Source organism: Streptomyces sp. NPDC034037 (assembly GCF_055575715.1).
In genome coordinates, this window is sequence record NZ_JBVISC010000012.1 from 33075 (window position 1) to 47159 (window position 14085).

12 protein-coding genes are annotated in these 14085 nt (G+C 71.0%); 8 read left to right on the top strand and 4 right to left on the bottom strand.

Annotation, left to right across the window (positions count from 1 at the left end):
- Positions 1–450 (bottom strand): protein-tyrosine phosphatase family protein, encoded by a 450-nt coding sequence (locus ACZ516_RS30900; protein WP_469012873.1) that lies wholly within the window; start codon positions 448–450, stop codon positions 1–3.
- Positions 447–1898, bottom strand: a complete 1452-nt coding sequence (locus ACZ516_RS30905) for an MFS transporter (protein WP_469012876.1) — start codon at positions 1896–1898, stop codon at positions 447–449. Before ACZ516_RS30905 ends, ACZ516_RS30900 begins: the two co-directional genes overlap by 4 nt.
- Before the next feature lie 136 nt (positions 1899–2034).
- On the opposite strand from ACZ516_RS30905, the gene ACZ516_RS30910 reads away from it, so the two are divergent.
- The 8 genes from ACZ516_RS30910 (at position 2035) to ACZ516_RS30945 (ending at position 11914) form a co-directional block, all read left to right on the top strand.
- Positions 2035–2925: a LysR family transcriptional regulator gene (locus ACZ516_RS30910; RefSeq protein ID WP_469012878.1), complete on the top strand. Its 891-nt coding sequence runs from the start codon at positions 2035–2037 to the stop codon at positions 2923–2925.
- Positions 2926–3448: 523 nt separating this feature from the next.
- Complete coding sequence (locus ACZ516_RS30915) at positions 3449–4666, top strand: amidohydrolase (protein WP_361078363.1); 1218 nt, start codon at positions 3449–3451, stop codon at positions 4664–4666.
- Positions 4667–4867: 201 nt separating this feature from the next.
- A complete protein-coding gene (locus tag ACZ516_RS30920; RefSeq protein ID WP_358696699.1) occupies positions 4868–5953 on the top strand; it encodes a BMP family lipoprotein in 1086 nt (361 codons plus the stop codon).
- Between the two features lie 313 nt (positions 5954–6266).
- Positions 6267–7313, top strand: coding sequence for a BMP family lipoprotein (locus ACZ516_RS30925; protein WP_358585296.1), 1047 nt, complete (start codon positions 6267–6269; stop codon positions 7311–7313).
- A gap of 230 nt (positions 7314–7543) precedes the next feature.
- Positions 7544–9124, top strand: a complete 1581-nt coding sequence (locus ACZ516_RS30930; protein WP_361078360.1) for an ABC transporter ATP-binding protein — start codon at positions 7544–7546, stop codon at positions 9122–9124.
- Positions 9121–10260 (top strand): ABC transporter permease, encoded by a 1140-nt coding sequence (locus ACZ516_RS30935; RefSeq protein ID WP_358585298.1) that lies wholly within the window; start codon positions 9121–9123, stop codon positions 10258–10260. The genes ACZ516_RS30930 and ACZ516_RS30935 overlap by 4 nt, the downstream gene beginning before the upstream one ends.
- Entirely contained in the window at positions 10257–11519 is a 1263-nt protein-coding gene (locus tag ACZ516_RS30940; RefSeq protein ID WP_469012882.1) for an ABC transporter permease, read from the top strand. Before ACZ516_RS30935 ends, ACZ516_RS30940 begins: the two co-directional genes overlap by 4 nt.
- A complete protein-coding gene (locus tag ACZ516_RS30945; RefSeq protein WP_358585302.1) occupies positions 11516–11914 on the top strand; it encodes a cytidine deaminase in 399 nt (132 codons plus the stop codon). Before ACZ516_RS30940 ends, ACZ516_RS30945 begins: the two co-directional genes overlap by 4 nt.
- 61 nt (positions 11915–11975) lie before the next feature.
- Here the strand turns inward: ACZ516_RS30945 and ACZ516_RS30950 are convergent, their stop codons facing one another.
- A complete protein-coding gene (locus tag ACZ516_RS30950) occupies positions 11976–13736 on the bottom strand; it encodes an ABC transporter ATP-binding protein (protein ID WP_361077597.1) in 1761 nt (586 codons plus the stop codon).
- A gap of 87 nt (positions 13737–13823) precedes the next feature.
- Positions 13824–14021: an LxmA leader domain family RiPP gene (locus ACZ516_RS30955; protein WP_230901797.1), complete on the bottom strand. Its 198-nt coding sequence runs from the start codon at positions 14019–14021 to the stop codon at positions 13824–13826.
- Positions 14022–14085: the final 64 nt, after the last annotated feature.

Genomic DNA, 14085 nt, shown 5'->3' on the forward strand with positions numbered 1-14085 from the left:
TCAACCGCCGAACCGCGCCACGTACCGCCGCTGCCAGGGCGTCTCCACCGCGTGCCGGTCGTAGTGCGCGCGTACGAAGGCCACGGCCTCCCGGGCGGGCACCCCGTCCAGCACGGCCACACAGGCGAGGGCGGTCCCGGTGCGCCCGCGCCCGCCCCCGCACGCCACCTCCACGCGCTCCCCGGCCGCCCGCTCCCACACCTCGCCCAGCAGCTCCCGCGCCCGGCCGCGGTCGCTCGGCAGCCGGAAGTCGGGCCAGCGCAGCCACCGGGCCTCCCAGGGGACGTCGGGCGGCCGCTTGCCGAGGAGGTAGACGCCGAAGTCGGGCGCGTCCCCTTCGGGAAGGGGGCGCCGGAGCCCCCGCCCCCGGACGAGCCGTCCGGAGGGCAGCCGCAGGACCCCGGCGCCGTCGGCCCGCCACCCCGTACCCGTGTTCTCGCTGCCGCTCATGCCCGCAGACTAGGTGCCGCCACCGGCCCGGGCAGCGCGCTTCGCCGGGCGCGCAGCCCGAAAGCGCTGACCAGCGCGGCCAGCAGGGCGGCGGCCAGGGGCACCCACAGGGCCGCGCGGTAGCCGTCCAGCAGGTCGGCGGGCGCACCGGACGCCGTGGCGGCGACGTTCACGGCCGTGGCCGCCGAGAGGCCGAGCGCCGCGCCGAACTGGAAGGACGTGTAGAGCAGCGCCCCGGCGAGCCCCTGCTCCTCCTCGGCGACCCCCTCGGTGGCGGCGATGGTGAGCGGCCCGTAGGCCAGCGAGAACGCGAGGCCGACGACGATCAGGCTCGGGAGCATCATCGCGTACGTCCAGTCGGCGCCGACCGGCAGGAACAGGGCGTACGCGAGCGCGGCCAGGAGCAGCCCGCCGAAGATCACCCGGGCGTTGCCGAAGCGGGCCACCAGTCTGGGCGTGAGCAGGGGGGAGAGGATCGCGTCGGTGCCCATGACGAGCATCGCGAGGCTGGTCCGTAGCGTCGACCAGCCGCGCAGTTCCTGGAGGTAGAGCACGACCAGGAACTGGAAGCCGAAGAAGCCCCCGGCGAAGAGCAGCCCGGCGAGGTTGGCGCGCACGAGGTCGCCGCCGCGCAGGATGCCGAGGCGCACCAGCGGGGCCGCCGCGCGGCGCTCGACCGCGACGAAAGCGGCGAGCAGGGCGAGCCCGGCGCCGACCGTGGCCGCGGTCCCGCCGGCCGAGGCGTGCGGGGCGCGCTCCACGCCGAGCACGAGCAGCACGATGGCGCCGGTGACGGTGAGCCCGCCCAGCAGGTCGAAACCCCCGCCCGCCACCCGCTCCGGACGCGCAGTCCGCGGCACCAGGGCGAGGGCGGCCGGCAGGATCAGGGCGCAGAGCACGACCGGCGCGAAGAACACCCAGCGCCAGCCGACCGAGGCCAGCAGCCCGCCCGCGACGAGCCCGACCGAGAAGCCGCCGGCCGCGGTGCCGGAGTAGAAGAGCAGGGCCTTGTTGCGCTGCGCCCCCTGCGCGAAGCCGGTGGTGATGATCGAGAGGCCGGCGGGCGTCATGAAGGCCGCCGCGATCCCGGTGACGAACCGGGCCGCGATCAGCGTCCACCCCTCGGTGGCGAGCCCGCCGAGCCCGGAGAAGGCGAGGAAGACGGCGAGCCAGGACACGAACATCCGGCGCCGCCCGAAGAGGTCGGCGGCGCGCCCACCGAGCAGCATGAAGCCGCCGTAGCCGAGGACGTAGGCACTCATCACCCACTGGAGGGAACCGGTGGACAGGCCGAGGTCGGCGCGGATGGCGGGCAGGGCGACGTTGAGCATGGCGATGTCGATGCCCTCCAGGAAGATCGCCCCGCACAGGACGAGGAGGACACCCCACTGACGGGGGGTCCAGGAGGGGGGCGGTCCTTCGGCGGGGCCGGGGGCATGGGCGCTCATGGCGGCTCAACTCTCCTGCGATCGATCGCTGTTGTTGCCTTCTCAACCACCTTCGGTGGGGCGGCGGAGCGGAACAACGCCGAAGATCGCAACGTTCGTTCAAGCACGCTGAACGATCCGACGACCTGGGGGCCCGATGCCGATCGAGCGCGACGAACTGGAGTGCTTCCTCCTCCTCGCCGAGGAGCTGCACTTCGGCCGCACCGCCGAGCGGATGCGGCTGTCCAGGGCGCGCGTGACCCAGCTCGTGCAGCGGCTCGAACGCCGGGTGGGCGCTCCGCTGTTCGTCCGCACCAGCCGCCGCGTCGCCCTCACCGGGCTCGGCCGGCAGCTGCGCGTCGACCTCGCGCCGCACCACCGCGCCATCGAGGACGCCCTGGACCGGGCCGCCGCCACCGCGCGCGGCATCGAGGCGGTGCTGCACGTCGGCTTCTCCAACCCGCTGACCGGCGAGATCGTCATGAAGGCGACGGAAGCGCTGCGCGTCAGCCACCCCGGCCTCGCCGTGGAGGTCTGCGAGGTCCCCCTCGCCGATCCGTACGGTCAGCTGCGCAGGGGCGAGTTCGACGTGCAGCTCACCGAGTTCCCCGTCCGGGAGGACGACCTCGACGGCGGCCCGCAGCTGCTCGCCGAGGACCGCGTCCTCGCCCTGCCCGCCGCCCATCCGCTGGCCGCGCGGGAGACGGTGACCCGGGAGGACCTCGCGGACGTCCCGCTCCTCACCCTCGCGGGCGAGGTCCCCGACTACTGGCTGGAGCACCACGTCCCCGCCCGCACCCCGAGCGGCCGCCCGATCGAGCGGGGCCCAGGCGTGCTCAATCTGCAGGAGGGCCTGATCCTGGTCGCGGCCGGCCGGGGCGCACTCCTCGCCCCGGCCCACACGGCCACCTACTACGCCCGCCCGGGTGTCGCCTACGTCCCCTTCGCGGACCCGGAACCGACCGGCTACGGCCTGGTGTGGCGCCTCGGCCACGCCACGGGGGCGGTGGCGGCGTTCGCCAGAACGGCCCGGGAGATCACGGCCTGAGGCCCCCGCCCGGGACAGGCCGGCGAGGCCGCGGACATCCTGCTGCTCAGCCTGGTGTCCGAGGGGCTCGCGCTGCTCACGCGCGGTCCGGTGCGTGAGTGGGGTGAGATCGTCCCCGGCTGGGTACCCGTGCTGGGCGGGCGGCCGGGCTCTTGTGCCTGCCGGGCCGAGCCCGCTATGTACAGATCGCCGGATTGGGGAGCGAAACGGGTGTGACGGACAGAACAGCGCAAACCGCCCTGCTTGTGGTCTGCTATATACCGCTGATCGCCTAGCCGCCCCTGCTGGCAGCGGTCGCCCTCGCCTGTCATCGGCGGCGGACGGCTCGCGCGGCCCCCGTGGCGGCGTGAATGTGTACCCATCCCGATCAGCGGCCATGCGCCACGAGGCCAAAGTTTCTTCCCCTATCGGGCTGAACTTTTGTTGATCGTGGGTCAGTTGGCCGTTGCATCGCCCTACCCTTCAAAGGGTGAACCAACTGATGTCCTGTGCGACCGAAGAGGTGTCCGACGGCTTGTCCGCAATGGAGTGCGAACTCACGGAAACGCTCCCCGGCGAGCTGCCCGAAGCGCTGCGTGCCGAGCTGGTCGCCTTCCGTCGCGACCTGCACATGCACCCGGAGCTCGGCAACCAGGAGTTCCGCACCACCGCGGCGATCAAGGCCCGCCTTGAGGAGGCGGGCCTCGCGCCCCGGGTACTGGGCGGCGGCACGGGCCTCGTCTGCGACGTGGGGAGCGGCGCGCACAGCGGCGCACGCCCCATGCTCGCCCTGCGGGCCGACATCGACGCCCTGCCGATCCCCGACACCAAGCACGGCGTGCCCTACCGCTCCACGGTGCCCGACCGCGCCCACGCCTGCGGCCACGACGTGCACACCACCGTCGTCCTCGGCACCGGCCTGGTCCTCGCCGCCATGGCGCGCGAGGGGACGCTGCCCTTCGCGGTGCGGCTGATCTTCCAGCCCGCCGAGGAGGTCCTGCCGGGCGGCGCCGCGCAGGCCATCAAGGAAGGCGTCCTCGACGGCGTCGGCAAGATCATCGCCCTGCACTGCGACCCCCGCGTCGACGCGGGCCGCATCGGCCTGCGGCACGGCCCGATCACCTCCGCCTGCGACCGCCTGGAGGTCTCGCTCGACGGGGCCGGCGGACACACCGCGCGCCCGCACCTGACCACGGACCTGGTCACGGCCGTCGCCAAGGTCGCCACCGAGGTCCCCGCCGTGGTCGCCCGCCGCACCGACGCCCGCTCGGGCCTCTCGCTGACCTGGGGCCGCATCGAGTCCGGCCACGCGGCGAACGTCATCCCGCAGCACGCCGAGCTGTCCGGGACCGTGCGCTGCCTCGACCTCAAGACCTGGCGGGAGGCGCCCGACCTGGTGCACGACGCCGTCCAGGAGATCGCCGGCCTCTACCGCGCCACGTCCGACGTCACCTACGTCCGCGGCGTCCCGCCCGTCGTCAACGACGGCGGCGTCGCCGACCTGCTGCGCGACGCCATGGTCGAGCGGCGCGGCATCGCCTCGGTCGAGGACACCGAACAGAGCCTCGGCGGCGAGGACTTCTCCTGGTACCTGGAGCACGTGCCCGGCGCCATGGCCCGGCTCGGCGTGCGCAGGCCCGGGGAGCGCACCGTCCGCGACCTCCACCAGGGGGATTTCGACGTGGACGAGTCGGCCATCGCGGTCGGCGTCGAACTGTTCACCGCCGCCGCCCTGTTGGACCACGCGCGCGCCGAGGACTGAGGGCGCGCGGGAGCGTGCCGGGGACCGCGGGCGCGCGGGAGCGGGCCGGGGCGTAGAACGAGCGAGGCCGGCGTCCGCGGCCTTCGGCACGAATGGGTAACGGCCCCGCGGAAACCCGTTCCCCTCCCTTTCTACGCGCGTTAATGTGCCGCGAAATCCGCGCCGTCAACGGCGTGTTGGGAAATGTGAGGGGTGCGTCCTGTGCGTCGTGTATCAAGACTTTCCCAAGTGGCCGTGGCGGTGGCGTCGCTCGCCCTCGCCGCTTCGGCGTGCGGCAAGACCAGCAGCGAGGCCTCGCGGGAGGACGGCGGCAAGGAGGAGGGCTCCGGCACGTCGTCCTCGTACAAGGGCAAGGGGATCGGTCTCGCGTACGACATCGGCGGGAAGGGCGACCAGTCCTTCAACGACGCCGCCTACGCGGGCTACCGCAAGGCCCGCGCGGAGTTCAAGCTCGGCGGCGTGGACATGGAGCCCGGCGACGGCGAGTCCAGCGCCGACAAGGTCCAGCGCCTCGAACAGCTCGCCAAGCAGGGGTACGACCCGGTGATCGGCGTCGGTTTCGTCTACGCGCCCGCCGTGGAGGCGGCCGCCAAGAAGTTCCCGGAGACCACCTTCGGGATCATCGACGACAACACCGTGAAGGCGGACAACGTCGCCGATCTGGTCTTCCACGAGGAACAGGGCTCCTATCTCGCGGGCGTCGCCGCCGCGAAGGCGAGCAAGGTCAAGCACGTCGGATTCGTGGGCGGCGTGGACATTCCGCTGATCCACAAATTCGAGGCCGGATTCGTGCAGGGCGTGAAGTCCGTCGACCCCGGGATCGAGATCGAGAAGCGCTATCTGACGGAGAAGCCCGAGGAGGGCGGTTTCTCCAGCCCCGACAAGGGCCAGAACGCGGCCAGCGGTCAGCTGGAGGCCGGCGCGGACGTGATCTACCACGCGGCCGGGCTCTCCGGTCAGGGCGTCATCCAGGAGGTCGGCTCGCAGAAGAAGTGGGCGATCGGCGTCGACTCCGACCAGTACAAGCAGAAGGCGCTCGCCAAGTACAAGGACCACATCCTCGGCTCGGCCTTCAAGGACGTCGGCGGCGCGGTGTACGACCTGACGAAGTCGGTCGTCGAGGGCAAGCCGATGAAGGGTGAGCAGCGCTACGACCTGGAGTCCGGCCGCGTCGGCTTCGCCGACTCCAACCCGAGGTACACGGCGATGAAGGACGTCGTCGCCGCCGTGGAGAAGGCCAGGAAGGACATCATCAGCGGCAAGGTGAAGGTCCGGACGGCTCCGTAGGCCACCGGCTCCTCGGGCCAGTGCCTTCCCGGGGCTTTCGCCCCGCACGGGGACCCCGCGAAGGTTGTACGTAGCACCTTCCCCGCGCACTCCCCGCCGTTGTACGTAGTACGTCCTGCGGCGCCTGGGCGCCTCCCATCTGGGGGGCGCCCACCGCGTGTTCAGGCCACGGACGGCTGGTGGCCACAGCTCGATAACGGAGCGGACAGAAGGGTTCTTATGTGAGGTCTACGCGCGTTACGCTGCGGCGAAATCAGCGCCGGGTAGGCGCTCGTACCTGCTTGTGCTTGCTTCCCTCAAGGAGTTCGTTCCTATGCGCCGGGTGTCTCGAATAGCTGTCGCGGGCGCCGCGACCGCAGCCCTCGCCGTCTCCGTCTCCGCCTGCGGCGGCACGTCCAGCGACGCCGCCAAGGACGACAAGAACAAGGGCGTCGCCCTCGCCTACGACGTCGGTGGCGCCGGCGACCAGTCCTTCAACGACGCCGCGACCGAGGGCATGAAGAAGGCCGCCAAGGAGTTCAAGACCGGCGAGAAGGCCGTCGAGCCGGTCGACGGCGAGTCGGACGCCGACAAGGCGCAGCGCCTGACGCAGCTCGCCAAGCAGGGCTACAACCCGGTCATCGGTGTCGGCTACGCCTACGCCCCGGCCATCAAGGAGGTCTCGGCGAAGTTCCCGAAGACTTCCTTCGGCATCGTCGACGACGAGACCGTCAAGGCCGACAACGTCTCCGACCTGGTCTTCAGCGAGCAGGAGGCGTCCTACCTCGCGGGCGTCACCGCCGCCAAGGCGACCAAGTCCAAGACCGTCGGCTTCGTCGGCGGCGTGGACGTCCCCCTCATCCACAAGTTCGAGGCGGGCTTCGCGCAGGGCGTCAAGGACACCGACCCCAAGGTCAAGGTCGTCAAGCAGTACCTGACCGAGAAGGCCGAGGACGGCGGCTTCACCAGCCCCGACAAGGGCAAGACCGCCGCCCAGGGCCAGATCGAGAAGGGCGCCGACGTGGTCTACCACGCCGCGGGCCTCTCCGGTCAGGGCGTCATCGAGGCCGCCGCCGCCAAGAAGATCTGGGCGATCGGCGTCGACTCCGACCAGTACAAGCAGAACGCGCTGGCCAAGTACAAGAAGTACATCCTGACCTCGGCGACCAAGGACGTCGCGGCCTCGGTGTACAACCTGGCCAAGGCCGTCGAGGACGGCAAGGCCAAGGGCGGCGTCGTCCGCGCCGACCTCAAGTCGGGCGGTGTCGCGCTCGCCGACTCCAACCCGGAGTTCCAGAAGATGAAGGACGTCCGGGCCGCGGTCGCGAAGGCCGAGGCGGGCATCAAGAGCGGCAAGATCAAGGTCGACTCGACGCCGTGACCGCCGCAGCGGCGGGCTCACCGCCGTGACGGCAGCGTGATTCTCGTGCGACGGGGTGTGGGGGACGATGGTCCACCCGCGCCCCGTTCGCGCGGGCCACGCCTGACGTCCGCCCGTACGGGGTGATCCCGTACGGGGGACCGACCAGCACCACCCAGCAGCACCAGTAGCAGGGGCACTGCGCGCGTAGGCGGCCCCTTTCCTTCAGGCACCCCCGAGGAGAGTGCGCCATCGACGCGTCCACCAACCCTCCGCCCGTCGCCGTCGAACTCGCCGGCATCACCAAGCGGTTCCCCGGAGTCGTGGCCAACCACGACATCCACCTCACCGTCCGCAAGGGCACCGTGCACGCCCTGGTCGGCGAGAACGGCGCCGGCAAGTCGACGCTGATGAAGATCCTCTACGGCATGCAGAAGCCGGACGAGGGCACCATCGCCGTCGACGGCGAGCAGGTCGCCTTCGCCGGCCCCGCCGACGCCATCGCCCGCGGCATCGGCATGGTGCACCAGCACTTCATGCTCGCCGACCAGCTGACGGTCCTGGAGAACATCGTTCTCGGCAGCGAGAAGCTGCACGGCATCGGCGGCGCGGCCCGCCGCGCGATCCTCGACCTCTCCGACCGCTACGGCCTCGGGGTGCGCCCCGACGCGTACGTGGAGGACCTCGGCGTCGCCGACCGCCAGCGCGTGGAGATCCTCAAGGTCCTCTACCGCGGCGCCACCACGCTGATCCTCGACGAGCCGACGGCCGTGCTCGTGCCGCAGGAGGTCGACGCGCTCTTCGACAACCTCCGCGAGCTCAAGTCCGAGGGCCTGTCCGTCATCTTCATCTCGCACAAGCTGGGCGAGGTCCTGTCCGTCGCCGACGACATCACCGTCATCCGGCGCGGCACGACCGTCGGCACGGCCATCCCCGCCGAGACGACGCCGCGCCAACTCGCCGAGCTGATGGTGGGCAGCGAACTGCCCACCCCCGAAACCGCCGAGTCCACGGTCACCGACCGCCCGATGATCCAGGTGGAGGGCCTCAGGCTGCTCGCCGAGGGCGACTCGGGCCGCGCCCTGCTGGACGACATCTCCTTCACGATCCACGAGGGCGAGGTCCTCGGCATCGCGGGCGTCGAGGGCAACGGCCAGACCGAACTGATCGACGCGCTCATCGGCCTCAAGCACGCCGACTCCGGCGTGATCCGCATGGCGGGCGACGACATCACCGCCGTACCCACCCGCAAGCGGCGCGAGGACGGCATCGGGTACATCCCCGAAGACCGCCACCGCCACGGCCTCCTCCTGGAGTCCCCGCTGTGGGAGAACCGCATCCTCGGCCACGTCACGGAGCGGCCGAACGCGCGGGGCTTCTGGCTCGACCCCAAGGCCGCCCAGGCCGACACCCGCCGCATCGTCGAGGAGTACGACGTCCGTACGCCCGGCATCGACGTGACGGCCGCCTCGCTGTCCGGCGGCAACCAGCAGAAGCTGATCGTCGGCCGCGAGATGAGCCACAAGCCGCGCTTCCTGATCGCCGCCCACCCCACCCGCGGTGTGGACGTCGGCGCGCAGGCGCAGATCTGGGACCAGATCCGCGAGGCCCGCCGCGAGGGACTGGCCGTCCTGCTGATCTCCGCGGACCTGGACGAGCTGATCGGCCTCTCCGACACCCTCCGCGTGATCTACCGCGGCCGGCTCGTCGCGGACGCCGACCCGGCCACCGTCACCCCGGAGGAGCTGGGGTCGGCGATGACGGGCGCGGCCTCCGGCCACCTGGAACACATCGAGCCCGGTGACGGCTCACAGGAGGACGAGACCCGATGAAGAAGTTCGACAAGGAGCGCGTGCTCCTCGCGGTGGCCGCCCCGGTCATCGCGCTGGTCGTGGCCGTGGCGCTGACCTCGGTCGTGCTGCTCGCCTCGGGCAAGAGCCCGATCGAGCCGTACACCCTGATGCTGAAGCAGATCTCCTACTCCGACGTCCAGGTCCTGACCATCAACCAGGCCGGCATGTACTACCTGGCGGCGCTCGCGGTGGCCATCGGCTTCCGCATGAACCTGTTCAACATCGGCGTGGACGGGCAGTACCGCCTCGCCGCGGTGGTGACCGCCGTCGTCGGCGCGCACGTCGCGCTGCCGGCCGCCCTGCAGATCCCGCTGCTCATCGTGGTCGCCATGCTCACCGGCGCCTCCTGGGCCGGCATCGCGGGCCTGCTCAAGACCACGCGCGGGGTCAGCGAGGTGGTCGCCACGATCATGCTCAACGCCATCGCGACGAGCGTCATCGGCTACCTCACCCTCACCGACAACTTCGGCGTCCCGGTCGGCAACAACCAGACCACCGGCGTGATGAAGGAGTCCGGCTGGTTCCCCGGCATCAAGCTGGCGGGCGGTGAGGTCTACGGCTTCGTCTTCGTCGCCGTCCTCGCCGGCATCCTGTACTGGCTGGTCCTCAACCGCACCCGCTTCGGCTTCGACCTGCGTGCCACCGGCGCCTCCGAGTCCGCCGCCGCGGCCTCCGGGGTCAACGCCAAGCGCATGGTGCTCACGGCCATGCTGATCTCCGGCGGCGTCGCGGGCCTCGCGGGCCTGCCGATCCTGCTCGGCGACACCCACACCTACAGCCTCAGCTTCCCCGCGGGCCTCGGCTTCACCGCCATCGGCATCGCGCTGCTCGGCCGCAACAACCCGGTCGGCATCGCGTTCGCCGCGCTGCTGTGGGCCTTCCTCGACAAGGCCTCACCCGCCCTGGACTACGCCACCCCGGTCGCGTACGACAAGGAGATCGCGGTGATCATGCAGGGCCTCATCGTGATCGCGGTCGTCGTCTCCTCCGAGGCCGTCCGCCGCTGGGGCCTGCGCCGCCAGCAGCGGCGCGTCGGTGAGGAACTGGCCGCCGCCGCCCGGGCGAACGCCAACAACGGCAACAACGACTCCGTGAAGGAGGTGGCTGCCCGATGAGCACGGCATCCGTCGCCAAACCCCCGGTCAAGCAGCCCGCAGCGGGCCGCCGCCGCATCTCGCTCCCCGTCCTCCTGCTCTGCGTCGCGGGCGTCCTGGTGCTGACCTCGCTGGTGCGCGTCATCACCGGCGCCGACGGCATCACCTCCACCGGCCAGATGTCCACGGCCCTCAAGCTGGCCGTGCCGATCGGCCTCGCGGGCCTCGGCGGCCTGTGGGCCGAGCGCGCGGGCGTCGTCAACATCGGCCTCGAGGGCATGCTGATCCTCGGCACCTGGTTCGGTGCCTGGGCCGGCTTCCAGTGGGGCCCGTGGGCGGGCGTCCTGTTCGGCGTCCTCGGCGGCGCGCTCGGCGGCCTGCTGCACGCCATCGTGACGGTCACCTTCAACGTCAACCACATCGTCTCCGGTGTGGCCCTGAACATCCTCGCCCTCGGCGTCACCCGCTACCTCGCCACCTTCGTCTTCGAGGGCGAGGAGGGCGGTACGTCGAAGCAGTCGCCGCCCGTCGAATCCCTCGGCGACTTCTCCGTGCCGGGGCTGTCCGACTGGCTCATGGACCTCAACGGCAAGCACTGGTTCCTGGTCTCCGACCTCGCGGGCCTGTTCGGCGGGCTGTTCACCAACCTCTCGCCGCTCACCGTGGTCGCCGTCGCGCTGGTCCCGCTGAGCTGGTGGGTGCTGTGGCGCACCTCGTTCGGCCTGCGGCTGCGCTCCTGCGGCGAGAACCCCATCGCGGCCGAGTCGCTCGGCGTGAACGTCTACAAGTACAAGTACCTGGCAGTGATCATCTCCGGCGGCTTCGCCGGCCTCGGCGGTGCCTTCCTCTCGCTGGTCGCCTCCAACATCTACCTGGAGGGCCAGACCGGCGGCCGCGGCTACATCGGCCTCGCCGCGATGATCTTCGGCAACTGGATGCCGGGCGGCCTCGCGCTCGGCGCCGGACTGTTCGGTTACACCGACAGCCTGAAGCTGCGGGGCGGCGGCACCAACGTCCACGCGCTGCTGCTGCTCCTGGCGATCCTGCTGGTCATCGGCGCGGTCTACCTCGCCTGGCACAAGCGGTACGTGCCCGCGGTGATCACTGCGGCCATCTCCGCGCTGATGTTCCTGTGGTACGGCTTGACCGACGAGGTGCCCAACCAGGTCGTCACCGCCACGCCGTACGTGGTGACCCTGCTGGTGCTCTCGCTCTCCGCCCAGCGCCTTCGGATGCCGAAGGCGGACGGCATGCCGTACCGAAAGGGACAGGGCAAGTGACGACCACCGCCGACACCGACTGGGACGCCCTGCGGGAAGCCGCGCGCGAGGCCATGTCCCGCGCGTACGCCCCCTACTCGGGCTTCCCCGTCGGCGCCGCGGCGCTGGTGGACGACGGCAGGACGGTCGTCGGCTGCAACGTGGAGAACGCCTCCTACGGCCTCGGCCTGTGCGCCGAGTGCGGCCTGGTCTCCCAGCTCCAGCTCACCGGCGGCGGCCGCCTGACCCACTTCACCTGCGTGGACGGCAAGGGCGAGATCCTGATGCCGTGCGGCCGCTGCCGCCAGCTCCTGTACGAGTTCGGCGGCCCCGAACTGCTCCTGGAGACGGCCTCGGGCGTACGCACGCTCGCGGACATGCTCCCCGACGCGTTCGGCCCGCAGCACCTCAACTGACGCCGGCGCGGAGTGGGCGATTCTTGTCGGGGTCCCCGGACAGCGCTGTTCGGGGACCCCGTCATACAGCTGTGGCCTGTGCCCAGTGCTGGCCCTCGACGAGGTCGCGGTAATGGGAGCTGTTGGCCATCAGTTCGGAGTGGGTACCTGTTTCCGCGACAGTGCCGTCCGTCAGCACGATGACGTGGTCGGCATGCATCACCGTGGACAGGCGATGGGCCACGACGAGAACCGAACGGTCTCGTGCGAGGGTGTCGATCACGTCGCGCAGACGCATCTCGTTGAGAGAGTCCAACTGTGAGGTGGGCTCGTCGAGCAAAACGAGGTCGCAGGACTGGAGCAGGGCCCGGGCCAGGGCGATGCGCTGCCGTTGGCCTCCCGAGACGTCCACTTCACGGCCGATGACGGTGTCCAGGCCGTTCGGAAGGGCGCGTACCACGTCCGCCATGCCGACATCGGCGAGCGCTGACATGAGCGCGGCATCGTCGGTGTTCGAGTCCCTGTGCCCGAGGAGCAGATTCTCGCGGACGGTGCCCTCCAGAAGCGTGAAGGACTGGTCGAGGTAGCCGATCCGGGAGCGCAGTGCGTCGAGCGGCCAGTCACGGACGTCCTGCCCCAGCACCGTGATGGACCCGCTGGCAGCGTCCTCGAACCGTTCGATCAGGGTGAGAAGGGTGGACTTCCCCGCCCCCGAGTGTCCGACGACAGCGGTCAGCCCGCGCCGCGGTACCCGCAGGGAGACCTCCCGCAGCACCGGCTCACCGTCGTAGCCGAAGGACACGCGGTCGAACACCACGGCGTCACCACCGGCGGCGGGCCGGGCCGCGCCGGGTTCGCCCGCGGCTTCGACGGGGGCGCTGAGCAAGTCCTCGAACCGTGCCTTCGCGGCCAGGCCCGTCTGCAGACGCCCCAGGCCCATCACCATGATGGTGATGGGGGTGACGAGCTGCAGCAGATACAGCAGGAAGGCGATGAAGTCGGAGAGGCTGAGATCTCCGTGCGAGATCCGTACGCCGCCCGCGATCACGATGCAGGCGAGGGCGACTTCCTGACCGAGCGACATGACGGGGATGACGACGGACTGGAGTCGCGCGGCGGAAATCATGCCGTCGGTGATGTGTTCGGCGTCACGGGTCAGGGATGCGCTGGTGGGCTTCTCGGCACGGTGCGCCTTGACGGTGACCAGCGACGAGAGCACCGTGGTGAAGCGCTGGGCGAGCGCGCCGGTGGCTGTCTGGATTCCCTCGAAACCCTGGCGGACCCGGCGCAGCAGAAGCCAGATGGCGCAGCCGGCCACGGCGAACACGGCCAGGGTCAGAAGTACCAGCGTCCAGTCCAGCAGGGCCATGAGGACGAGGGTCGCGAGGGCTGTCACGACGGCGACGGGCAGCTGGACGACGCCGACGTCGATCACTGACCGCAGCAGCGCCGCGTCGGAGGTGATGCGGGCGACGAGGTTTCCGGCTCCGGCCGCGCGCACGGCCTGGAGCGGCATGCGCAGGGTGTGCTCCATGACCCTGCCCCGCAGCCGCAGGATGAACTGCTCGCCCGTCTTGGCCAGGAGGTAGCCGGAGAACGACGCCGCCAGCGCCCCTGTCAGCGCCAGCGGCACCATGACGGCGAGCCACCGCAGGATGCTCTCCCGCCGGGCGAGGGCATCGATGAGTTCCCTCACCAGAAGCGGCACCGCCAGGGTCGCTGCGGTCGCCGCCAGGCTCAGCAGCACCGCGAGCGAGATCTGGAGGATGTGGCCGCGGGACAGTTCGCCGAGGAGGCGCAGGCGTCTCGGGTGTTGCGGGGACGGCTTCGGTCCTGTCGGCACGGGAGGCCCTTTCCGGATCGACGTGGTGTGCGGCGGCGTGCGCGGTGGTCCGGGGCGCCGGCGGGCGACGCCCCGGACCGGGCCCGATCAGCAGCCCTTGGCCATCGTGAAGCCCGCGCTGAAGCTGGCGGCGCCACCGGCCGACGCCAGGATGCTCTCGACGGAGACGACCGTGACCGAGGTCGTCGGGGTGATCGCGGGGGCGTCGGCGGAGGAGGCCGCGCCGATCTCGGCGGAGTCGGTGTAGGCGGTGTAACCCGAGATCAGCTGGTCGGCAGTGTTCACTGTTGCTCCTGTGAGTAATGCGGAACTGACTGGAGAATTTCTCTCACATAGCGCCGTCGGCGCC